General features: G+C 68.8%; 23 protein-coding genes. 11 read left to right on the top strand and 12 right to left on the bottom strand.

Annotated elements, in window-relative coordinates; all coding sequences use genetic code 11:
* The first annotated feature begins 70 nt into the window (after window positions 1–70).
* Both AA0Y20_RS03105 and AA0Y20_RS03100 read left to right on the top strand, forming a co-directional pair.
* Window positions 71–832, top strand: coding sequence for an alpha/beta fold hydrolase (locus AA0Y20_RS03105; protein ID WP_412937359.1), 762 nt, complete (start codon window positions 71–73; stop codon window positions 830–832).
* 30 nt (window positions 833–862) lie between these two features.
* Complete coding sequence (locus AA0Y20_RS03100) at window positions 863–1,873, top strand: glycoside hydrolase family 6 protein (RefSeq protein ID WP_412937357.1); 1,011 nt, start codon at window positions 863–865, stop codon at window positions 1,871–1,873.
* 29 nt (window positions 1,874–1,902) lie between these two features.
* Here the strand turns inward: AA0Y20_RS03100 and AA0Y20_RS03095 are convergent, their stop codons facing one another.
* From AA0Y20_RS03095 to AA0Y20_RS03060, 8 genes are all read right to left on the bottom strand, one after another.
* Window positions 1,903–3,201, bottom strand: coding sequence for a PP2C family protein-serine/threonine phosphatase (locus tag AA0Y20_RS03095; protein ID WP_412937355.1), 1,299 nt, complete (start codon window positions 3,199–3,201; stop codon window positions 1,903–1,905).
* An 85-nt stretch (window positions 3,202–3,286) separates the two neighbouring features.
* Window positions 3,287–3,637 carry a monovalent cation/H(+) antiporter subunit G gene (gene mnhG / locus AA0Y20_RS03090; protein ID WP_412937354.1) on the bottom strand — a complete coding sequence of 117 codons (351 nt, stop codon included), beginning with the start codon at window positions 3,635–3,637 and terminating at the stop codon, window positions 3,287–3,289.
* Complete coding sequence (locus AA0Y20_RS03085; RefSeq protein ID WP_112615609.1) at window positions 3,634–3,906, bottom strand: monovalent cation/H+ antiporter complex subunit F; 273 nt, start codon at window positions 3,904–3,906, stop codon at window positions 3,634–3,636. The genes mnhG and AA0Y20_RS03085 overlap by 4 nt, the downstream gene beginning before the upstream one ends.
* Window positions 3,903–4,466, bottom strand: coding sequence for a Na+/H+ antiporter subunit E (locus AA0Y20_RS03080; RefSeq protein WP_412939693.1), 564 nt, complete (start codon window positions 4,464–4,466; stop codon window positions 3,903–3,905). Before AA0Y20_RS03080 ends, AA0Y20_RS03085 begins: the two co-directional genes overlap by 4 nt.
* Window positions 4,467–4,468: 2 nt before the next feature.
* On the bottom strand, window positions 4,469–6,034 hold the full coding sequence (locus tag AA0Y20_RS03075; protein WP_412937352.1) for a Na+/H+ antiporter subunit D: 1,566 nt from the start codon (window positions 6,032–6,034) through the stop codon (window positions 4,469–4,471).
* Window positions 6,031–6,552: a Na(+)/H(+) antiporter subunit C gene (locus AA0Y20_RS03070; protein ID WP_412937350.1), complete on the bottom strand. Its 522-nt coding sequence runs from the start codon at window positions 6,550–6,552 to the stop codon at window positions 6,031–6,033. Before AA0Y20_RS03070 ends, AA0Y20_RS03075 begins: the two co-directional genes overlap by 4 nt.
* Window positions 6,549–9,461 (bottom strand): Na+/H+ antiporter subunit A, encoded by a 2,913-nt coding sequence (locus AA0Y20_RS03065; RefSeq protein ID WP_412937348.1) that lies wholly within the window; start codon window positions 9,459–9,461, stop codon window positions 6,549–6,551. Before AA0Y20_RS03065 ends, AA0Y20_RS03070 begins: the two co-directional genes overlap by 4 nt.
* Window positions 9,462–9,532: 71 nt before the next feature.
* Window positions 9,533–10,591 (bottom strand): LacI family DNA-binding transcriptional regulator, encoded by a 1,059-nt coding sequence (locus tag AA0Y20_RS03060; RefSeq protein ID WP_412937346.1) that lies wholly within the window; start codon window positions 10,589–10,591, stop codon window positions 9,533–9,535.
* Window positions 10,592–10,647: 56 nt separating this feature from the next.
* Here AA0Y20_RS03060 and AA0Y20_RS03055 point away from each other — a divergent pair, with 56 nt between their 5' ends.
* Window positions 10,648–11,904: an MFS transporter gene (locus AA0Y20_RS03055; RefSeq protein WP_412937345.1), complete on the top strand. Its 1,257-nt coding sequence runs from the start codon at window positions 10,648–10,650 to the stop codon at window positions 11,902–11,904.
* 182 nt (window positions 11,905–12,086) lie between these two features.
* The gene (locus tag AA0Y20_RS03050; RefSeq protein WP_412937343.1) at window positions 12,087–12,389 is read left to right on the top strand and encodes an HIT family protein; all 303 of its coding nucleotides are present in this window, start codon (window positions 12,087–12,089) and stop codon (window positions 12,387–12,389) included.
* Between the two features lie 657 nt (window positions 12,390–13,046).
* Here the strand turns inward: AA0Y20_RS03050 and AA0Y20_RS03045 are convergent.
* Window positions 13,047–13,634, bottom strand: a complete 588-nt coding sequence (locus tag AA0Y20_RS03045; RefSeq protein WP_412937341.1) for a TetR/AcrR family transcriptional regulator — start codon at window positions 13,632–13,634, stop codon at window positions 13,047–13,049.
* 64 nt (window positions 13,635–13,698) lie between these two features.
* On the opposite strand from AA0Y20_RS03045, the gene AA0Y20_RS03040 reads away from it, so the two are divergent.
* Genes AA0Y20_RS03040 through AA0Y20_RS03030 form a run of 3 tightly spaced genes read left to right on the top strand, consistent with a single transcriptional unit; the run spans window position 13,699 to window position 15,597 of the window.
* The gene (locus tag AA0Y20_RS03040; protein ID WP_412937340.1) at window positions 13,699–14,436 is read left to right on the top strand and encodes a CPBP family intramembrane glutamic endopeptidase; all 738 of its coding nucleotides are present in this window, start codon (window positions 13,699–13,701) and stop codon (window positions 14,434–14,436) included.
* Between the two features lie 26 nt (window positions 14,437–14,462).
* Window positions 14,463–15,161: an endonuclease NucS gene (nucS, locus tag AA0Y20_RS03035; RefSeq protein ID WP_412937339.1), complete on the top strand. Its 699-nt coding sequence runs from the start codon at window positions 14,463–14,465 to the stop codon at window positions 15,159–15,161.
* 52 nt (window positions 15,162–15,213) lie between these two features.
* Entirely contained in the window at window positions 15,214–15,597 is a 384-nt protein-coding gene (locus tag AA0Y20_RS03030) for a hypothetical protein (RefSeq protein ID WP_412937338.1), read from the top strand.
* Between the two features lie 97 nt (window positions 15,598–15,694).
* Here AA0Y20_RS03030 and AA0Y20_RS03025 read toward each other — a convergent pair whose 3' ends face one another.
* Window positions 15,695–16,567, bottom strand: a complete 873-nt coding sequence (locus AA0Y20_RS03025) for an aldo/keto reductase (RefSeq protein ID WP_412937337.1) — start codon at window positions 16,565–16,567, stop codon at window positions 15,695–15,697.
* Between the two features lie 63 nt (window positions 16,568–16,630).
* On the opposite strand from AA0Y20_RS03025, the gene AA0Y20_RS03020 reads away from it, so the two are divergent.
* Both AA0Y20_RS03020 and AA0Y20_RS03015 read left to right on the top strand, forming a co-directional pair.
* Window positions 16,631–17,302: an HAD hydrolase-like protein gene (locus AA0Y20_RS03020; protein WP_412937336.1), complete on the top strand. Its 672-nt coding sequence runs from the start codon at window positions 16,631–16,633 to the stop codon at window positions 17,300–17,302.
* A 174-nt stretch (window positions 17,303–17,476) separates the two neighbouring features.
* Window positions 17,477–17,968, top strand: a complete 492-nt coding sequence (locus tag AA0Y20_RS03015; protein ID WP_412937335.1) for a GNAT family N-acetyltransferase — start codon at window positions 17,477–17,479, stop codon at window positions 17,966–17,968.
* A 362-nt stretch (window positions 17,969–18,330) separates the two neighbouring features.
* Here AA0Y20_RS03015 and AA0Y20_RS03010 read toward each other — a convergent pair whose 3' ends face one another.
* Entirely contained in the window at window positions 18,331–19,098 is a 768-nt protein-coding gene (locus AA0Y20_RS03010; protein WP_412937334.1) for a DUF2510 domain-containing protein, read from the bottom strand.
* Between the two features lie 749 nt (window positions 19,099–19,847).
* Here AA0Y20_RS03010 and AA0Y20_RS03005 point away from each other — a divergent pair.
* Window positions 19,848–20,087, top strand: a complete 240-nt coding sequence (locus AA0Y20_RS03005; protein ID WP_412937332.1) for a hypothetical protein — start codon at window positions 19,848–19,850, stop codon at window positions 20,085–20,087.
* 416 nt (window positions 20,088–20,503) lie between these two features.
* Here AA0Y20_RS03005 and AA0Y20_RS03000 read toward each other — a convergent pair whose 3' ends face one another.
* A complete protein-coding gene (locus AA0Y20_RS03000; protein WP_413331954.1) occupies window positions 20,504–21,097 on the bottom strand; it encodes a DUF6531 domain-containing protein in 594 nt (197 codons plus the stop codon).
* Window positions 21,098–21,177: 80 nt separating this feature from the next.
* Here AA0Y20_RS03000 and AA0Y20_RS02995 point away from each other — a divergent pair, with 80 nt between their 5' ends.
* On the top strand, window positions 21,178–21,336 hold the full coding sequence (locus AA0Y20_RS02995; protein ID WP_412937329.1) for a helix-turn-helix domain-containing protein: 159 nt from the start codon (window positions 21,178–21,180) through the stop codon (window positions 21,334–21,336).
* Window positions 21,337–21,422 lie beyond the last annotated feature (86 nt).

Here is a 21,422-nt window from a genome sequence, read left to right as displayed (position 1 = left end):
CGAAACCGCGGTGAATTCATGACATAGATGATGACACACAGGTGTCCACGGCGGGGCGGATGCTGATGTCATGAACGATCAGCTCGCCTCTCCCCCGCTCCTCCTCGTCCCCGGCCACTGGCTCGGCGCGTGGGCGTGGGACGAGGTCCTCGCCCATCTCCCCTCCGCCGACGCTCGAACGCTGGCGATCACCCTTCCCGGCCTCGACGGCGACGACGCGGAGCGCGCGACGCGCACGCTCGCCGATCAGGTCGACGCGATCCGGAACGCGCTCGCCTCGCTCGGCGCCTCGTCGGACGACCCGGCGGTCATCGCGGCTCACAGCGGGGCGAACGCTCCGGTGAGCATCGTCCTCGACCGGCACCCGGAACTCGTCCGGCGCGTGGTGTGGGTCGATTCGGGCCCGATGGCGAGCGGCATGGCGTTCGCCCCCGGACTGCCCGCGGCCGTCTCGGAACTGCCGCTCCCGCCCTTCGACGAACTCGCGCAGCAGGCGAGCCTCGAGGGCATCGAGCCGGAGGGCCTGGCGCGGTTCCGCGCCCGGGCGGTCGCCGAACCCGCGCCCGTGGTGCGGGAACCGGTGATCCTCACGAACGACGCCCGCCTCGCCGTGCCGACGACCCTGGTGTGCTGCTCGATCTCCGGGGAGCAGGTCATGCAGATGGCCGAGAGCGGGCACCCCATGTTCGCCGAGGTCGCACGGCTTCAGCAGGTCGACGTCATCGACTTGCCCACGGGCCACTGGCCGATGTGGAGCACCCCGCGCGCTCTCGCTGAGATCATCCGGGCGGAGGCGGACCGACCCGCTGACGAGCGCGCGGCATCCCGATAGTCTCGGGGCACGTCTCGAGGGAGGTCTGTCGTGCGACGCATTCTCGGTGTCTTCTCGGCCGTTGCGGCGGTGCTCGCGCTCGCGGGTGCCGCCGGGATCGCCCACGCTGCGCCCGCGAACGCTCACGAGGAGAGCCGCCGCGGCGCACCCTCCGCCACCTCGACGTCGGGCTCGAATCCCCTCGCCCGCGGGGCCGCCCTGCCGACCGACTCGGCCGCAGCCCGAGCGGCGGCCGACGCTCGAGCCCAGGGGCGGACGGCTGAGGCCGACGCTTTCGACGTCATCGCGCGTATGCCCACCGCCACCTGGCTCGGCGAGTGGTACAGCGACGACGAGCTCGTCAGGGTGCTCCGGGCCGAGACCGCCGCCGCAGCCGCACAGAACAAGGTCGCGACGTTCGTCATGTACGCGATCCCCGCGCGGGACTGCTCGGCGTACTCCTCGGGCGGCCTCACGATCGAACGCTATACGGAGTGGGCGCAGCTCATCGCGCGAACACTGCGCGGAACCGCGTCAGCCGTCATCGTCGAACCCGACGCCCTGGCGATGCTCGGGGAGTGCGCCGGCCAAGGTCCGCGCACGACACTGATCCGCGACGCCGTCCGCGCCCTCGCTGCGGCCGGCGTCGCCGCCTACGTCGACGCGGGGAACGCGAACTGGGTGCCGGCCGAGACGATGGCCGAGCGCTTGCGGGATGCCGGGGTGCGGGAAGGCCGCGGATTCTCCACCAACGTGTCGAACTTCTCGCCGACGGCGGACGAGCAGCGGTACGCGGAGCGTCTGCGATCCCTTCTGGGCGGTGGCCCGCACTACGTCATCGACACGTCGCGCAACGGCCGCGGATGGCAGGGCACGTGGTGCAACCCGAGCGGCGCGGGCCTCGGCTCGCCGCCGCGCGCCGGCGTGGACGGCTCCGGCCTGGATGCGCTGCTGTGGATCAAGCGCCCCGGAGAGAGCGACGGGACCTGCAACGGCGGGCCCGCGGCGGGCAGCTGGTTCGAGCAGGCTGCGCTCGAGCTGGTCCGCAATCGCGCGTTCTGAGCATCGAGCTCGTCAGCGCCAAGCCCGCGTCACGCCGATCCCCAGCTCACGGCGAGCACCGTCACGTCGTCCTCTTGCTCACTCTGTCCGGCACGCGCGGCGAGCTCGCTGACGACGGCGTCGATGTCGTCGCTGCCGCTGACGAAGTCCCGGTAGCGATCGATCGAATCGAGCGACCCGCCGAAGAGGTCGAGCACGCCGTCGCTGACGCTGATGACGCTGTCGCCGGGCCGCAGTGAGATCTCGTCACTGCTCCAGCTGGAGCCCACACCGATCGGGAGCTGGCCCGAACGAAGGAACACGCTCGTGCCATCGGCGCTGCGCACGATCGTGAGGCCGTGCCCCGCATCGACCCATCGCAACGTGCCGTCCACGCTGATCCGCGCGTGGAAGCACGTCGTGAACTGGGCGCCGATCGCGTCGGTCGGGCCCGTGTTCAGACCCACCGCGGCACGGCGCACCGCCACCGCGGGATCGGGTTCATCGACGCTGCTCCGGATCACCGTGCGGACCGCGGCGGCGATCATCCCGGGTCCGACTCCCTTGCCCATGACATCGCCGAGGGTGAAGGCCGTGCCGCCGTCGGGCGTCGCATACCAGTCGTAGAAGTCGCCGCCCACCGTGCGTGCCGGCACGCAGGCTCCGGCCACGCGGAACCGCGGCGGAAGCTCCGATCCGTCGACGGGCTGCAACGACCGCTGCACGACGGCCGCCTGCGATACCTCGGCTTCGGCCAGGCGCCGGTGCCACTGCGACGCCGTGAGTTGCCGCAGCGCCCGTCGCGACAGCTCGTTCACCACCGTGCCCGCCGCCGCGTAGACCAGGACGGCGATCACGAGGCGCACGAACTCGCTGACGGTGAGCGCCTGACCCGGGGCGAGCGCCAGTGGCAGAAGCAGCGTGACGCACACCCCGGCGAGCGGGACGACGATGCGCCAGCGCCCCGGTCCGGCGGCGATCCAGATCACCGGGAGCACGACGATCGCGAGGAACACCGACTGGGCTTCACCTGTGCCGAAACGCAACAGACCGATCGCGACGAAGTCACCGAGCGGGATGACGAGCTCGGCTCGCCGCAGCGCCGGCCAGCGCACCATGAGCGCTCCCACGCCCAGGAGCAGCGTCGCGATCGCGACTCCCTGCCACATCCGGGCCGCGTCGGTGACCGGCAACCAGGGAACCGTCGCGCTGGCGATGGCGGCACCGACGACGAACACGGCGACGATGGTCTGCCGGGCGCAGGGCTCCCACGATCGGCGGGCCGACGCCACGACGACCGGTGCCGTGGCGAGCGAGCGGGCCCGGGTGCCGGTCGGGGCGTGCGTCATGACTCCAGTCAATACGAATCGCCGACCCGACGGGCCGGTGTGCGCGAGATTCTGGACAGGTTCGTCGCCGAACCGCGCCAACGCGTCAGTCGCGGGTGTCGCTCGGTGCCGGCGCGTCGGCGAACTCGTCGACGAAGAGCGAGTCGCCGTCGAGCTTCTTGTTGCGGTACGCCTGACGCCCGACCATGTGCGCCGACAGCGGCGCCGTCGCGAGCTGGATCAGCGCCACCGGGACGAGGAAGGCCACGACCGGCCATGACTGGAGAGACACCCCGACGGCGATGCAGATCAGGATGAAGCCGAGCACCTGCGGCTTCGTGGCCGCGTGAAGGCGGGTCGGCACGTCGCGGAAGCGCAATAGGCCGATCGCCGCGGTGAGGCACAGCAGCGCCCCGATGAGGACGAGCACGAGGGCGATGACATCGGTGATGGTCATGATGCGTCCGTGTTGTCCTTCCTCGCGACGAAGCGCGCGATCGAGATCGATCCGAACACTCCGACGGCGGCGACGATCAGCAGCACGGGCAGGGTGCGGGTGTGATGGTTGATCGCCATCTCGGCGCCGAGCGCGCAGATCACGAGGGTCAGGAGCACATCCGATGCGACGGCGCGGTCGAGGATCGACGGCCCGACGATGATCCGCCACAGCGTCAGCAGAGCCGACACGGCGAAGACGGCCGAGATGAGGACGATGAGCCAGGTCACGAGCGCTCCCTCCGCAGGTCCGACAGCTGGTGAGACTGCTCCTTCGATCCGACTGCGCGGACGATGCGCTCTTCCCAGTGCTGGATCTCGCGCCGCTGATGCTCGAGCTGCTCCTGCGAACGGATGCCGATGGCGTGCACGTAGAGGATGCGGCGGTCGCGGTCGATGTCGATGATCAGCGATCCGGGGATGAGGGATGCCGTGACCGCGACGTGCGTCATGATCAGGTCATCATCGGTACGGAGCGGCACGGCGATGATCGCGGCGCCCGGCTGATGCCTCGGGTCGATGACCTGCCAGGCCACCAGCAGCGAACCTTTGACCAGGGAGAGCAGGAATTCGAGGAAGAAGACCGCACCCCACCAGAGGTTGACCCGACCCGACAGCTCGACCGGCGGCAGCCGGAACACACGAGTGACGAAGAGGGCCACCACGATCCCGGTGAGCGCCGCGAGCACCGTGAACTGACCCCACAGCAGCATCCAGAGGGCGACCAGCCAGACGAAGAACGGCAGCTGGCGCCACAGGGCCGTCGCGGCGTTCCGTTTCGCCTCGCCCATCATCACTGCACCTCCTGCTCGAGCTGGCTGATCGTGACCGGCTGCAGGAGCGATTCTCCGATGGCTGCGCACAGGTCGTACAGGGGGCCGGCGAAGACGGTCAGCGCGACCGTGACAGCGACCATTCCTGCCGTCGCCGTCGTCATGATGCGGGGGATGACGCGCTTCTCAGTCTGCACGTCGGCACCCTCGGCATCCCCGAGGTAGGCGATACGCGAGTCGGTCTCGCTCTCGCCCTCACCGATCTCGTCCTTCTCGCGCCAGAACGAGAGGTTCCATGCACGCATCAGCGCGTAGAGGGTGAGGAGCGACGTGATGATGCCCGCGACGATCAGCACGTACATCAGCGGGCTGCCCTCGTCGGCGGCCGCGTCGAACAGCGCGTACTTCCCGATGAAGCCCGAGAAGGGCGGCAGGCCGCCGAGGTTGATGGCCGGGATGAAGTAGAGCACGGCCAGCAGCGGCGCCGCGCGCATGAGGCCCTTCACCTTGAGGATCGAGGTCGAGCCGGCCCGTCGTTCCACGAGCCCCACCGCGAGGAAGAGGGTCGTCTGAACCACGATGTGGTGGACGATGTAGTAGATCGTCGCGCCCACGGCCGCCGGCGTCGCGATGGCGAGGCCGAAGATCATGTAGCCGATATGGCTCACGAGAGTGAACGACAGGATGCGTTTGAGCTCGGCCTGCGCGACCGCGCCGAGCACCCCGACGATCATCGTCGCGAGGGCGACGATCAGCAGCAGCGTGTTGACGTCGTTGTCCTGGAAGATCTCCGTCTCGGTGCGGATGATCGCGTAGACGCCGACCTTCGTCAGCAGGCCCGCGAACACCGCCGTGACGGGCGCGGGAGCCGTCGGGTACGAGTCGGGCAGCCAGAACGACAGGGGGAAGACGGCGGCCTTGATGCTGAAGGCGAGCAGCAGCAGCAGATGCAGGACGAGCTGGGTCTCCTGCGGCAGCTCGGTCATCCGCTGCGACAGCTGCACCATGTTGACGGTGCCCAGCGCGCCGTAGATCGCGGCGATCGCCGACAGGAACAGGATCGACGACACGAGCGAGACGACGATGTAGACGACGCCCGTGCGGATACGCGACTCGGTCGAGCCGAGCGTGATCAGCACGTACGACGCGACGAGCAGGATCTCGAACCCGACGTACAGGTTGAACAGGTCGCCCGCGATGAAGGCGTTGAAGATACCCGCCGACAGGATGAGGTACGACGGGTGGAAGATCGAGACCGGTGTCTCATCGTCGCCGTCGGCGGCACCCTGGCCGACCGAGAAGAGCAGCACCGCGAGCAGGACGACGCTCGAGACGACCACCAGCAGCGCAGCCAGCCGGTCGACGTAGAGGACGATGCCGAACGGGATCGGCCATCCGCCGACCGAGACCGCGATCGGCACACCGGTGGCGTTGATGACGTTCAGCAGCACGGCGGCGATCACGAGCGTCGCGGTGAGCGTGACGATCGAGACGCCGACCTGGATGCGGCGACGGCGGCCGAAGATCAGCGCGACGGCAGCCCCCAGCAGGGGCAGCGTCACGAGGAGGGGAACCAGGGCGCTCATCGGTCTCCTCCGGGGCGATCGGTGGGCGCGTCGTCGCGCAGCGCGTCGAAGTCGCGCGAGTGCAGCACGGTGATGGGCGAGGTCTGATCGCCGACGAAGTCGGTGGTCGCGTCGTCGTCCTCATCGGTGATCTCCTGCTCCATGGCCTCGTCGTCCTCGGCGACGCGATCACGCACGGCGAGGTCGGCCTCGTCGTCCTCGACCGTGTCGGCCTGACCGAGCTGCCAGGAGCGGTAGATCAGGGCCAGCAGGAACGCCGATACGGCGAAGGTGATGACGATCGCCGTGAGCGTCAGCGCCTGCGGAAGCGGGTCGCTGAACTCGGCGGGGTCGTCGGCCGACCCGTAGAACGGCGCGACACCGGGCGCCCCCATCACGACGAGGAGGAACAGGTTGGCCGCATTGCCGAGCAGCAGGAATCCGATCAGCACGCGGGTCAGACTGCGCTCGAGCATGGCGTAGACGCCGGCCGCGAAGAGCGCGCCCATGATGATGATCAGAACCAGTGAGACGTTCATCGGGCGAGCTCCTCTCGCTCCTTGCGCTGCCGGTCGACTTCTGCGCCCAGCGAGCGGAGCACGTCGAGGACGAGACCGATCACCACGAGGTAGACGCCGACGTCGAAGATCGTCGACGTGACGAACTCGACATGGCCGAGGACCGGCAACTCCGCCTCCCAGAACGTACTCGTGAGAGCCGGCGCCCCGAAGAAGAGGGGCACGACCGCGGTTCCGACCGCGAGAGCCATCCCGACGCCGAGCAGGCGACCCGCGTCGGTCGGCGCAGCGGCACCGAGCTCGTACGGCCCGCCGGCGACGTAGCGCATGACGAGCGCCATGCCCGCGACGAGTCCGCCGGCGAAGCCGCCGCCCGGCAGATTGTGGCCGGCGAAGAGCAGATACAGCGAGACGACGATGATCGTGTGGAAGAGGATGCGGACGATCACCTCGAGCATGATCGAACGCGTCTCGGGATGGAGTTTCTGACCGCCCACGAGCCAGGCCTGTCGTGACGATCCGGACCCGGCGCGGGGCCGCGGCCCCTCCGCCGTCTCGACGAGCGGACGGCGGGTACGGAGCGCACCCGTGGGCAGAGACGAGATCGCACGCGAGAGCGTGTCGGAGCGATGCGTCACGAAGACGAGCGAGGCCACACCCGTCGCCGCCAGGATCAGCACCGACAGCTCGCCCATCGTGTCCCACCCGCGCAGATCGACGAGGGTGACGTTGACGACGTTCTTGCCGTGACCGATCTCGTAGGCGAGATCGGGGAACGCCGTCGAGATCGGCTCGGCGACGCGCGCGCTGGTCGCGACGATCGCCACGAGCGCCATCGTCGCCCCGACGCCGATGCCGAGCAGCGCGCGGCCGATCGGCCAGACCGAGGCGTTGTGATCGCCCATCCGCGAGGGGATGCGCCGCAGCACCAGCGCGAAGGCGATGAGCGTCACGGTCTCGACGAGGATCTGCGTCAGCGCGAGGTCGGGTGCGCCGGCCGACGCGAAGAGCGCGACCATGCCGAGCCCCGTGACCGACACGAGCACGACACCCGTGTAACGCTTACGGGCGCGCACGGCGATGATGCCCGCGATGATCATGATCGGCGCGACGAACACCTGCATCGGCGAGTGCCAGGCCGCGAGGTCGGCCTGCCAGCCGCCGTGCGCGATGAGCGCCGTGCCCTCGGCCGCGACGAACACGACGAAGATCGTGCCCACGTAGACCGGAAGCGAACCGCGCTGCGTCAGAGACGTCGTCCAGACCGAGGTCCGCACGATGGCGCGGACTGTTCCGTTGTAGGCGTCGACGGCGGTGAAAGGCAGCCAGCGACGCTGCGTGCCGGGGCGCCGGCCGACGAACCAGAACAGCACGAGACCGGCGAGGATGCTGCCGACCGAGAGGAACAGCGCGGGCTCGAGGCCGTGCCAGAGAGCCAGATGGTAGTCGTATCCGTCTGCGCCGGCAGCCTCGGGCATCGTGTCGGCGTAGCCCGAGAACGCGGCGTCGAGCACGGGCGCAGCGATACCGCCGACGATGGTCAGGCCGCTCAGCAGCACCGGAGCGGCGAGGAAGCCCATCGGAGGATCGGGCCACTCGGTACGCGGCAGGTTCTCGCCCGCGGCATCCTTCTTGGTGAAGAACGCACCCCACACGAAACGTGCGCCGTAGGCCGTCGTGAGCAGCGATCCGAGCACGATGCCGATCAAGGGTGCGAGGGCGAGCGGGTCGGTGCCCCCTTCGAGAAGCGACGTGAGCGCCGCCTCCTTCGCGACGAAGCCGATCGTCGGCGCGACGCCGACCATCGAGGCGATCGCGATGATCGAGAAGACCGCGAGCGTCGGGGCCTGCCGTCCCACGCCGGACAGCTCACGGATGTCGCGGGTCGACAGCTGCCGGTCGATGACGCCGACCACGAGGAACAGCGACGACTTGAAGAGGGCGTGGCCGACGAGCAGAGCCAGGCCCGCGAGAGCGGAGTTTCGCTCTCCGTAGCCGAGCACGACGGTCAGCATGCCGAGCTGGCTGACGGTGCCGAAGGCGAGGATGCGCTTGAGGTCGGACTCGCGCAGCGCCTGCAGGCCGCCGAGCAGCATCGTGAACACACCGAGGCCGATGACCATCGGCCGCCACGGGTCCTCGTGCGCGAAGGCCGGGGCGAGCCGGGCGATCAGGTAGATGCCGGCCTTCACCATCGCGGCGGCGTGGAGGTAGGCGCTCACGGGCGTCGGTGCGGCCATCGCACCGGGCAGCCAGAAGTGGAAGGGGAAGATCGCCGACTTGCTCAGCGCGCCGACGAGGGTCAGCGCGATCGCGACATTGAGCAGCACACCCTCGGGTGCCGGGGAGGCGATGATCGTGCTGAGGCTCGTCGTGCCGTAGAGCACGACGAGCATCACGACGCCGATCAGCATCACGAGGCCGCCGAGAGTCGTGACGAGCAGGGCTTGCAGCGCCGCGCGACGGCTCGCGCCACGCGCGTTGTAGAAGCCGATCAGCAGGTACGACAGGACGCTCGTGATCTCCCAGAACATCACCAGCACGACGATGTCGTCGGTGAGGACCAGGCCGTACATGGCGCCGGCGAAGGCCAGCAGCACGGCGGCGAACTGCCCGACACCGACCTTCTTGCCGTCGAAGTACCAGCGGCAGTAGATCATCACGAGCGCACCGACGCCGGTGACGATGAGCGTCATGATCCACGCGAGGGTGTCCATCCGCATCGACAGTGCGATGTCGAGCTGCGGGATCCAGGCGTATGACTCGAACGGAATGCCGCCGCTCAGAACCTCAGGAGCACGCCGGGCCGCATCGATGAATGCGGCGATCGGCAGCAGGGCTGCGACGAAGAATGCGCGGGCGCCGATCCGCTTGATCAACCACGGCAGAACCAACGGAAGAACCGCGAACGCACCGAGGAAGATCAGCAACAGGCCTCCTCTGGGCGTGGGGGGTCGTGTCATCCATCTTACCGACACGACGGCGGTCCGCGCCCCGCGATCTAAGACTTGACAGCGACCGGGCCCGTCGTGTTCCCGATCCGGAACGTACTGGTGAACCATTGCGAGTCGGGCGTGTCGCCGCCCAGCAGAGCCGCGACCGCCTCGCCGGCGGCCCGCCCCTTCTGCCACGCGGGCTGCACGAGGGTGGTCAGCTCGTACGGCGAGAGACCATCGACGACGATCCCGTCGAAGCCCGTGATGCTGACGTCATCGGGAACCCTGAGCCCGGCCTCCTCCGCCGCGCGGAGCACTCCGACGGCGAGCAGATCGCTCTGCGCGACGATCGCCGTCGGGTGGGGTCCGTCTCCCGCGAAGAGCGCACGACCGACCGCAGCACCGGCGTCGATCGAGCTGTCGACGGCGGCGTAGGCAGCGGCATCCGGGAAGACGTCGCGGAATCCGGCGAGCCGATCGGCCACCACGTCGACCGATGTCGTGCGCTCGTCATCGCTGGAGAGCCAGCCCGACTCGGATCCCCACCGCACCGGCATCGTCACCGCGACGACGTCCGTATGTCCGAGATCGCGCACGTGCTCGGCGGCGAGGCGCTGGGCCTCGCGGTTGTCGAGCGCGATCCGGGGCACCCCCTCTCCCCCGTCGCCCTCGATGACGACGACCGGGATGCCGCGGGCGCGAACGCTCGCGAGGTGATCGCGCAGCAGCGCGCTGCATCCGATCAGCACGGCGGCGTCGATGGGCGCCGTCATGAGCGTCGGCTCGCCCGCGACGACACTGCCCTCGCGCAGCAGCAGCAGTCCCGCGCCGATGGGGGCGACCGCGTCGGCGAGCGCATCCATCGTGGTGCGCATGACGGGGTCGCCGAAGACGCTGCCGAGCCTCCCACCGCTGACGACGCCGATGATGCCGCTGCGTCCGCGCCGGAGCGACGCCGCGCGCGGATCGGGTCCGAGGTACCCGAGCTCGGCGGCGGCCGCGAGGACCTTCGCCCGGGTCGCGTCGCTCACGGGCGTCTTGCCGCTGAAGACGACGGATGCCGTCGACGGCGAGACACCGGCCGCATGCGCGACATCCGAGATGGTGGGCCGACGTGCGTTCACGCCCTGATCGTACCCGGCCATGGCGCGACGTCGAATCGATTCGGTACGCTGACCCGGTGACCGATGTGCTCTCCCGCCCCGTCTACCTGCGCTGGCGCAACGCCGTCTTCGCGATCTTCGCCGCGAGCGGTCTGAGCATCGCGACCTGGGCGGCACGCGTGCCCACGATCAAGGAAGACCTCGGCATCGAGAACCGCGAGATCGGCCTGGCGCTGCTCGCGATGGGAATCGCATCGATCCTCGGGCTCTCGGCGAGCTCGGTCATCATCGCCCGGCTCGGCACACGCACCGGCATGTTCGGGGTGCTGATCACCCTGTCGATCGGCCTCGCGATCCTCGGGCTCGGCAGCGGGTTCTTCCACTCGTACGCGATGCTCATCGTCGGCCTCGCGCTGTTCGGCTTCGGGAACGGCTGCCTCGACGTCATGATGAACGTCGACGGGGCCGCGATCGAGACGCAGTCGGGCAAGACGATCCTGCCGCTGTTCCACGCCTTCTTCAGCTTCGGGACCGTGATCGGAGCGGGGCTCGGCGCGATCGCCGCCGGCCTGCGCATCGGCGTCGCCATCCACGCGGTCACGATCGCCGCGTTCATCGTCGTGCTCGCGATCGTCGCGATCGCGAACGTCCCCCGCCGCGCGGTCACCGATGCCGTCGCCGCCGACACCGCGCCCGAAGCGGCATCCACCGACGGTCCCGCGCCCGGCTGGCGTCAGCGACTCGCCGTGTCGCTTTCGGCCTGGCGAGAGCCGCGGACCTACACGCTCGGCATCATCATGCTGGGCATGGCGTTCGCCGAAGGCGGCGCGAACGACTGGCTCGCGCTCGGCGTGGTCGAGCACGAGGGCGGAACCGCCGCCATCGGCGCCGCTGCCCTCACCGTCTTCAGCGTCTCGATGACCGTGGTGCGCGTCTTCGGCGGCCCCCTCGTCGACCGCTTCGGCCGCGTCGCGACGCTGCGCGTTCTCGCGGTCGCCGCGACTGCCGGCATCCTGCTGTTCATCCTCGCCCCGAACCTGCCGCTCGTCTTCGTGGGCGCCGCGCTGTGGGGGATCGGAGCGTCGCTCGGCTTCCCGCTCGGCATGTCGGCCGCAGCCGACGACCCGGCGCGCGCGGCCGCCCGCGTGAGCGCCGCCGCGACGATCGGCTACGTCGCGTTCCTCTGTGGCCCGCCGATCCTCGGATTCATCAGCGACCACATCGGCCTGCTGCCGACGCTGTTCATCCTGGTGGTGCTCGTCGCAGCATCCGGTCTCGCCTCGTCCGCGGCGAAGCCCCTGCCCGGGGCCAAGGTCGGCGCCGGCCGCCACTGACCCGTTGCCCGCAGGCCCCGGGGGTTTGCGCCGCGAGGTCCCAGCTCGGCGGTGCGCGCGGGCGGGGCAGCTGGTCTGGCGGAGTCAGCCAGGGTCCGGTTGCGTGGACGGATGACGTCGCGGTCGGTGTTCGAATCGGTGCCCGCGGAGAATCGGGTCGCCGAGACCGACTCGCCTTCGCGGTGCGCGATGCGAACCCGGTGTCGCCCGGGCACACGCTGGTCGTCCCGAAGCGGCCGATCGCGAGCTGGTTCGACGCGACGGCGGACGAGCTCCGCGACGCGATGCGCCTCATCAGCCTGATCAAGACGCAGCTCGACGAGAGCCACCACCCCGACGGCTACAACGTCGGGTTCAACGACGGCGTGGCTGCGGGGCAGACGGTCTTCCACGCGCATATCCACGTCATTCCGCGGTTCGCCGGCGATGTCGCGGATCCGCGCGGCGGAGTGCGGCACGCCGTGATCGGCAGGGGTCACTACTAACTCGTGCCGTTGACTCGTGCCGTTAACTCGTGCCGTCGACAGGCTCAGCCGGGTCTGCGGGTCGATTTCCGTGCCTCAACAGCCGCTCAGCCTGTCGACGGGACGATGAGTCCGGGAGCGACGAGGCTCGTGGGTCGCGGGTCGCGGGTCGCGGGTCTCGGGTCGCGGGTCGCGGGGGGCGAAGCCACCCCTGTCCCGTCGACAGGCTCAGCCGCGACCGCAGCCGGCGCGCGGCACCCTCGCGTCCGCTGAGCCTGGCGACGGCACCGCGGAGGGACGAGATCCCGGCGCGTGGGACGCCGCCACAGCGAACCAGACGAACGGCCGAGCGCGCCCGCGACATCGCGGCGCGGGCCGCTTTCGGAGCCACTTCGTCCCGTCTACAGGTTCAACCGTGATTCCGGACGTCAAGCGGCGCCTCGACGGCGGTTGAGCCTGTCGGCGGGACAACGGACGGACGACGGGCACAGCCGGCCACGACGGAAACAGCCAGTCACGACGGGACAGCCAGTCACGACGGGACAGCCAGCCACGACAGAACAGCCAGCCGCAGCGGGATAGCCAGCTCCAGCGGGACAGCCAGCCACGACGAAACAGCCAGCCACGACGGAAACAGCCAGCCCCAGCGGGACGACCGGCTGACGCCGGCCGGGCAGCTCAGAGTGGCGGCGGCACCCCCATGCCGTGGAGCAGAGCGTGTACCGCGTCGACGAGGGATCCGGGCGGGACGGGCGCGGCGAGCGCGTCGGCGGCGGCGCCGTCGAGGAGCCAGCGGATCGCGCGAGCCTGGCCGGCGCACATCGCCGCGTCCGCGTCGAGCGCCAGGGCGAGATGCCGCACGAGGAACTCGTCGATCGCCGCGGTCTCGGCGGCGAGCGCCGCGCGAACGGGCGCGAGCCGTTCGACGTCGCCGATAGCCCGGACGAGCCCGGGGTACAGCTCGTCGGCGAGCTCCGCCTCGACGTGCGCGGCATAGGCCAGCACGGCGTCCGTGCCTGTGGTTCCCGACGCGATCTCCGCGAGCGCTCGCGCCGTCTCCGCACGTCCCAGCTCCAGCACCCCGACCAGGAGGTCGAGCTTCGTCGGGAAGTAGTGGAACAGCGTGCCCGACGACACCCCCGCGCGGCGGTGGATCGACGCGGTGGTGGCGGCCGCATATCCGGATGCCGCGAACTCGGCCGCCGCGGCATCCAAGATCACCGCACGTCGTTCCTCGAAGCGTTCAGGATCGCGACGGCGTGGCACGGGAGCCACGATAGCCGTCGGACGGTTACTAGAGCATGCACTCTAGAGCAGCTACTCTGTCGACGTGGACTCAGAACCCGCCCCCCGCCCGGCACCGGCCGCGCTCGACACGTCGCCAGCACAGCCGCGCCGCCGCGCGCTCGCGTGGGCGACCGTCCTGGTCGGCATCGGCCTCGCGTGGTCGCCCATGTGGCTTCCCGAAGCCCTCCGTGCGGCGGGAGCCGATCCTCGCCCTCCGCTCGCGGCAGTCGGACTCACCGGGCCCGCGGCGGCGATCTTCTGGAATACGCTCGCGACCGCACTCGTCCTCGCCTGGGTTCTCGGGGTCGAGCGGCGGCGGCTGTCGTCGCTCCGGATCGTGCGACCGACGGGCAAGGACCTCGAGTGGGCGCTCATCCTCTTCGGCGGCGCTATGGCCTGGAGCTGGCTCGCGCAGCTGATCCGCCCGCAGGCGGCGCCCGACGCGGGCTCGGCGACCATCGCCGCACTCCCCGTCCTGACGGTCGCAGCGATGATCCTGAGCGCGGCGATCTGCGAGGAGATCCTGTTCCGCGGCTACCCGCTTGAGCGATTGACCGAACTCACCGGGCGGCGCTGGATCGCGGTCGCGGCGACGCTTCCGTTCTTCGTCGTGCCGCATCTGTTCACCTTCGGTTTCGAGTGGCTGCTGTACCACGCGAGCGGGACCGCGGCCATCTACGCGCTGTATCTGTGGCGCCGCAATCTCGTCGCCTGCATGGTGCTCCACGCCGCGGTGAACGCGCCGATCCTCATCCCGACGGTCGCCGCGCATCTGCGGTGAGCGCGCGGAACGCTTAGGCTCGACGGGTGCGTCTGGTCATCGCCCGCTGCTCCGTCCAATACACGGGGCGCCTCAATGCTCACCTTCCGCTCGCTACTCGGCTGCTGGTGCACAAGGGCGACGGCAGCCTCCTCGTGCACTCCGACGGCGGGTCGTACAAGCCCCTCAACTGGATGAGCCCGCCGTGCACGCTCACCGTCGAGACGCCGGAGGACGATCCGGATGTCGAGGAGCAGGTCGTCGAGCAGTGGCGGGTGAGTCACGCGAAGTCGGGTGACACCCTCGTCGTGCGCATCTACGAGATGCTCCATGACTCGTCGCACGAGCTCGGCGTCGACCCCGGTCTCATCAAGGACGGCGTCGAGGCCGACCTCCAGCGGCTGCTCGCCGAGCAGGTCGAGGTCATCGGCGAGGACCTGACGCTCGTCCGCCGCGAGTTCCCGACCGCGATCGGTCCCGTCGACCTGCTGCTGCGCGATCCCGCCGGCGGCACGATCGCGGTCGAGGTCAAGCGCCGCGGTGACATCGACGGCGTCGAGCAGCTCACGCGCTACCTCGAGCTGCTCGGCCGCGACCCGCACCTCGCGCCCGTGTCGGGTGTCTTCGCCGCGCAGGAGATCAAGCCGCAGGCGAAGGTGCTGGCCGCCGACCGCGGCATCCGCTGCGTCACCCTCGACTACGACGCCATGAAGGGCATCGAGTCGGGCGCACCCCGCCTGTTCTGACCCGTCCGCGCCGCGGACCCATCACTTCGCTCGCGCCGCCTAGGCTTCGCGCATGGAAGACGAATCCGACGCGGTCGATGAGTTCCGCCGGCAGGAGCTGCGCTTCGAGGGCGAGCTCGACGGGATCGTGGAGTACGGCTGCGACCTCTTCCGGGGCGAAGCGCGTGAACTCGGAATCTGGCTGAGCGGGCGGAATCGCGCGGACATCGACCGACGTGTGGTTCCACTCGCGGAGGACGTGCTGCGCCGCCTCCCAACGCTCGTCGCCCTCATCGGCCCGCGTCCGCCGTCCGAGCTCGCCTCCATCGCGATCTCGCCGGGTCGTGCCGCGCTGACGTTCTGGGAGGACGGCGTCAACAACGAGTTCACCGCCGTGTTCCTCGACCTCGGCCCGGATGCCGCAGAGCGGTGGTCTTTCGTCGGCTTCGACACCTGATCCGCGCCGCACCTGATCCCCGCCTGCGCCTGATCCCCCGCCGACGACGAAGGCGCACCCGGCCGATGTCGGTCCGGGTGCGCCTCGCTGTCATCTGTCAGGAGCCGAGCTTCGACAGCTCCTCGAACTCGTCGTCGGTCAGCTCGATCTCGGCACCGCGCAGGTTGTCCTCCAGGTGCGCGACGCTCGAGGTGCCCGGGATCGGCAGCATCACCGGCGAGCGCTTGAGCAGCCAGGCGAGAGCGATCTGCGCGGGCGTGGCGTCCTTGCGCTCGGCCAGTTCGCTGAGCGGCGAGTCGGCTCCGGTCAGGCCGCCGGTCGCGAGCGGGAACCACGGGATGAAGCCGATGCCCTGCTCCGTCGACCAGTCGAGCAGGTCCTCGGCATCCCGCTTCTGCAGGTTGTAGAGGTTCTGCACCGAGACGATCGTCGCGATCTGCTGCGCAGCCTTCACCTCATCGACGGTGACCTCGGAGAGTCCGATGTGGCGGATCTTGCCCTCGTCCTGGAGCTTTTTCAGCTCGCCGACCTGGTCCTCGAGGGGAACCTGCGGGTCGATGCGGTGGAGCTGGAAGAGGTCGATGCGGTCGAGACCGAGGCGGCGGAGGCTCATCTCGGCTTCCTGGCGCAGGTACTCGGGACGACCGAGCGGCGGCCACTCGTTGGGTCCGGTCCGGGTGAGACCGGCCTTCGTCGCGATCACGACGTCGTCGCCGTAGGGGTGCAGAGCCTTTTTGAGGAGCTCCTCCGCGACATAGGGCCCGTACGAGTCGGCGGTGTCGAAGAAGTTCACGCCGAGCTCGACGGCGCGCTTGAGCACGCGGATCGCCTCGTCGTGATCCTTCGGCGGGCCCCACACGCCGGGGCCGGTCAGCTGCATCGTGCCGTAGCCGAGGCGGTTGACCTCGAGATCGCCGCCGATGCGGAACGTTCCGGAGGCGTGGGCTGAGGACGTGCTGGATGTCGTCATGAGGATGTCAGCGCACAAAGGGGGCGAGACATTCCCGAGCGACGCGGACCGTAGGGTGGGAGCATGACCCGATCGCCGTTCTCCTGCGTCCTGTGGGACATCGACGGCACGGTCGTCGATGCTTCCGAGGGCATCCTCCGTCGCCTCACCATCACGCTCGCGCACTTCGGCCACCCCGCGCCGACGCACGATGAGCTCATCCACTGGATCGGCCCGCCGATGCACGAGTCGTTCCAGACGAACCTCGGAATGACGCCCGAGAAGGCGACCGAGGCGGTGTCGTTCTATCGAGTGCTCGGCAAGGCCGACGGCTACACGACGGGAGCGCGCCTCTACCCCGGCGTCGCCGACCTCATGGTCGAGCTGAATGAGGCGGGCGTGCCGCAGTCGACGGCGAGCTCGAAGCCCGAGATCCAGGTGCGCGCGCTGATGGAGCACTTCGGCCTCGCCCCGCGGCTGCGCGAGATCGTCGGAGCCACGAGCGACGAGAAGACACTCAGCTCGAAGTCGGACATCGTCGCCGAGGCTCTTCGCCGCCTCAGCGCCGACGGCGTGGATTTGTCACGGCCTGTCCTCATCGGAGATCGCCACCACGACGTCGAGGGCGGCGCGGCGAACAGCGTCCCCGTCATCTTCGTGTCCTGGGGTTTCAGCACCCCGGACGAGGCGAACGGCGCGATCGCTGTCGCAGCCGACATCGACGAGCTGCGGTCGCAGCTGCTGCCTGCGGGCTGAGCGTCGGGACAGTCCCCCATTCGACGCCCGGGCTGCGTGCGAGAGATGCAGCGCCCGGGCGTCGACGGATCCCCCCGGATACGTCACGCGATGCGTGACGGGATAACTGTACTGATCTTCGTCCCGCACCGATACCCGTAAATGAGACGGATTTCATCCGCGTAGCGTGCCGGTGTGACTCACGTGGATCTCCGCCCCTTCGACGATGACGACGCGGATGCCGTATTCGAGATGATGCGCGACCCGGATGCCGTCGCCCAGGCCGCGTTCACCGCCGACGATCCCACGGACCGCGACGCGTTCGACGCCTGGCTCGAGCGCCACCGCGCCGACGACCGGGTCTCGATGTTCGTCGTGACCGACGACGGCGGCTTCGCCGGCACGGCGGCGGCCTTCACCGTCGACGGCGACCGCGAGGTCACCTTCTGGATCACCCGAAACGCGCGGGGCCGCGGTGTCGCCTCCGCCGCCCTGCGTTTGCTCGTCGCCCGCGAGGCCGAGCGCCCGCTCTATGCGCGGGTCGCCGCGGACAACGCGGCATCCATCGCCGTCCTCACCAAGAACGGCTTCAGTGAGATCCGACGACAGCGCGCCTACGCCCCCGCCCGCGGCGAGGAGATCGACGAGCTCGTATTGGCCCTGCCGCCCACGCTCGACGGGATCTGACCCACGGTTCGATGTCGGCGAACCGTCAGGACCCGCAACGGTGACGGCGAGCGGGACCCAACATAATGGCGTCCGTCGCTGCTTGGCACGCCTTCGTTCATAGGCGGCTCCACGGCCACGGCGATCGCTGAGCCCCGTTCAGGCCGTGGTGGATACCTGCGACGCCTGTAGGTCGAACTGTTCTCGGAGGGATGCCGGAATCGAAGCGACCAGGTTGTCCCAATGACCGAGCACCACAATGATTGCTCGGGTCGTCGCTGGTTCTCCACGGGGAGACCTCCCCATGGAGACGGCGTCTCGAGCCCATGAAGGGGCACATATCAGCGGTAGGGGTCGCGACTCTCGCCGGGCGAACGCGCAGACTACGGCTCAGGTTCCGGATCGAGCGGCTGAGGGTCGCACGTGAGAACAGCGTTGGTGATCGCCTTCTCGGCAGTCGCGCGCTCGGACTCGGGCGGGTCGTAGCCCACGATGACGAGCCGCAGAGCCTCGTCCGACAGCTCGGAGTCGTACAGGTACTGCCCCACGCAGGGAAAGAAATCCGGCTTGTCATCGTATGTGGTGATGCCGCCGGCTCTGATGGTTGCGGCGAACTCCTCGGCGATCTCCTCCGGCGACGGTCGGCTGTCGCTCGCTCCGGTAGACGGCTCGGCCGAGGGCGTCGGCGCACTCGTGGCCGGTGCGGTGTCGATCGGCGGGGGGACGTTCGCGAGGAGCGAGACCACGAGCACGACGGTTCCGATCGCGCCGCCGATCACCGAGAAGATCATGCCGACGATCGCCGGCCACTTCGCGGCGCCCTTCTTCAAGAGACCGATCAGCGACACGACGAAGCCGGCCAGCAGCAGCACCACGCCAAGGCCGAAGAGAACGGGGATACAGGCGAGCACCGCGCCCAGCACAGCCAGACCCAGACCGATGTATCCGAGAACCGGCGTCGGCCGCGAGCCGGGCGGCGGGGCGGAAGTGGCCGGGGCGGAGGCCACCGGAGCGGAGAGCGCCTGCGGGTTCGCCAAAGGCTGCGGAGATCCTGCATCGGGGGCTGGCGCGTAGTAGTCGGTCCACCGCGCGCCGTCCCACCAGCGCTGCCGCCCTGAACCGTCGTCGTACCATCCAGCAGGAATGCTCATGCGCTCGCCCTCTTCGTCGCTGCGGTCCGCATCACGCGAACGCCCATCCTACGGCGGAGCGTTTCGCAATCGCGTTGCCCATTTTCGACGCCGGTAATTGACGTCATGTCAGCTTGGATCCAATCACACACCCGGCACAAACGCCGTCCCGGTCATCGGGGCTCCTACCCGCGGCGGCTCGGGTCGGTTACGCACCAGCGGAAAGCTAGGCGCGGCTCGATCTGTCACCTTGTTCATGCTCGAAGATTGCCGCATCCGATCGGATGGATTACGACCTGCACGTCTATTGGGTTGGCGTTCCTGATACCCCGTGTGAGGCCATTCGATTCACTTCCATGCATATGTGATGCCCGATGCAATGCCTAGAGAGGGCGGGTTACCCTCGGTGCTCGACGTGGGCGTGTCGCTCATCGGATCCGTGAGGCTCACGATGTTCACCTGGCGTGCGCCGAGACCCTGTCGCGTCTCAGTCAGGATGCGCTTACTGGCGGCGAGACGATCGAGCCGGCGCAGCCTGCCGGTCTCCCCCGACCTCAGGTACTTGAGGCACGCAGTCCACTACGGCCGGTCGGGCACGGCTCGGCGGCCTTGCGTCCGGGTTCTGCACCCGCTTCGAGACTCGGGCGTAGCCGACTTCATGTGCCATACCGAAAACGGTGCTGCCGAGCTTCCGGCGCGATTCGGTTTCGGTACACGGGATCGAACTCCTTGGGGTCCGCTAGCAGAGTCCATACCGTTACAGTCCAAGCATGGGAACGTGGGCGCGCATCATCCGCAGTTGGGCGAACATGCTCCTCATCACACTCGCCCTCGTTCTTACTCTCACCGCAGTGCGATGCTTCATCGCTGGAAGGTGGGTTCCGGGCCTGGTAGCCGTGGCCCTAGCGAGCGTCCTGGCAGTTTACTTCTGGCGAACAAGCCACCGAGCCCTCGCCGATGAGGCACTTCACGCGTTGGAGAAGCACGACGCCATCGACGACGGCACCTGACCGGCACATCGGGTACCCCACCAGAGCACTCGCCCCCCGCGTAGACCTAGCGTCGGCTGACGCGATCAGGCTGTGGAACCGTTTCTAGCAACCACCACTGATGCGGGAGGGCTGTTGGCCCCGCGAGCGCATGGCAGCTCCAGAAGCGCACCTCACCCATGTCGGGAGACACACCCCATCGCCAATCGGACGGCTGCCAGCCAGCGTAACTAGAGGCGATGCCGGATCTAGAGACCTACAAAGCCGATGACAGCAACGATGATCCCGATGAGGATTGCGAGCGCTACCAGCACCGTTGTGGTCCGGGTCGGTCGGGTTGCTCGCGTCCGGACCTGGGCGACGATCGCTGCAATCAGGAGGCAGAAGCCAAGAATTGCGCCCACGATCATGACAGCGATCATGTCAGCTCCCCCCTGCTACGTATCGTACGACGGCACCTGCGGCAAGGCCGGCGATGGACGACAGGGCCCCGGAGAGAGCCCCGGGCCTATACCGCTGAGGAACGCATCCTGGACCTCTGCTTCGGATCCGCCGTCAACAGCCGTGCCGATAGCGTTCCCAAGCGCGTTGCCGACAGCGCCATAGACAATCGACGCCACTACGCAACCAACACCGGGAGCGGCGGCACAGAGCAGCACACTGACTGTAGAAACTAGGGCGTTGGTAGCTACAGAGATGTAATCTCCAGCGGACAAGCCAGTGGGGTCCGCATAGCGGATGGAGTTGCTGTTGGCATAGTCGTATGGGGCCATGGATGAGCCCCATCCGAGTGCAAATGAGCCCGAGGTGGTCCCTGAACCGGTGAGGCTGTTGTAGTAGCGATCCAGCTGCAGGGCTTGCCCCGGCCCCGCGATCGTCACATCGGTCGCGGCGAAGAACATGTTGCCGTTCGCGACATTCACACGAATCACAGCGCGATCGAAGACCGGGAAATCCTGGAACGTGTAAAACGGCAGCACGCCCACGCCCGGTGCGTTGATCTTTGGCGCGGCACCGGCCTGAGCACTCATCCGCCGTGAAGAATCGGACGCCGCCAGGCCCGGCGGAGTCCATATCTCTTCGCTGACCTCTTTACTCGGCACATGCTCACTTGTCCGCGGCGATAGGAATCACGCCAGCAAACCTTGCCGTGCTTAAGAACGGTCGCGCGAAGGCCGTCCGCTTCTCCACGCTCTCTGCCCTCTGTGAGGCGCTCTGCTGCCAGCCCGGCGACATACTCCGCTACGACAACGCCCCGGCCCGCACGTAAGCACCCACCGGTGTTTTGCGTCCGGTCGCCGAACGCGCGGATGGCGAGATTCGCCCACGCTCGACGGGATCCGACCTGACGCTTCG

This window comes from Microbacterium pratiae (genome assembly GCF_047302165.1).
Taxonomy (GTDB): domain Bacteria; phylum Actinomycetota; class Actinomycetes; order Actinomycetales; family Microbacteriaceae; genus Microbacterium.
Note: the sequence above shows the minus strand (reverse complement) of the source record. Positions and strands in the feature narration are given on the sequence as shown.